The sequence below is a fragment of the Tritonibacter sp. SIMBA_163 genome, from assembly GCF_046535935.1.
GTDB classification, from domain to species: domain Bacteria; phylum Pseudomonadota; class Alphaproteobacteria; order Rhodobacterales; family Rhodobacteraceae; genus Epibacterium; species Epibacterium scottomollicae.
Genome location: NZ_JAWJBP010000096.1, coordinates 1 through 591 on the forward strand (window position 1 = coordinate 1; position 591 = coordinate 591).

The window sequence follows — 591 nt, forward strand, 5'->3', positions numbered from 1 at the left end:
GGCATTGTTGCAGAACTTGGCCAATCCTGATTCACCCTGAGAATCCGGTGGGTTAAGAGTCGCGCATGAGCAAGCCCGAACCCGCCCGCTACCGCACGACGAACTGGCTGGCCTACAACGACGCGTTGAAGCAGCGTTGCTCGCTGCTGATCTGGCTGGACAAGGAGATGGTGTGGCTGGCACCCAGGGCCGGTCGCAACGGTCGCCCTGCTGTGTTCTCGGATGCGGCCATCCAGTTTTGTTTGATGGTGAAAGTGCTGTTCGGCCTGCCGTTGAGGCAAACGACCGGGATGGTGGGCCGCATCCTGACGATGGCCGGGCTGGACTGGCCGGTGCCCGACTTTTCACCCTGAGCCGAGGCCAGAAATCCATTACTGTCCAGATATAGGGCCGTCGCGCGGCAGGCCCGCAAGCATTGAACCCATTGCAGGCGCCAATACCGCAAAGTCTATCTGGCGATGGACACCGGCACCGGAGACATCCGTGCGGTGGGGTTCACCTCCAGTGACACAGAAGACAGTCCGGTCCTGCCCGAACTGCTGAGCCAGGTGCCGCCAGAGGAACTGATCTGCACCGTGACCGGTACTGGCG

Annotated in this window: 1 pseudogene; it reads left to right on the plus strand. The window is 61.6% G+C overall.

The features are described 5' to 3' along the window. Positions 1-65: 65 nt before the first annotated feature. Positions 66-591: pseudogene (locus tag R0J92_RS21580) on the plus strand (transposase); the annotation flags it as partial.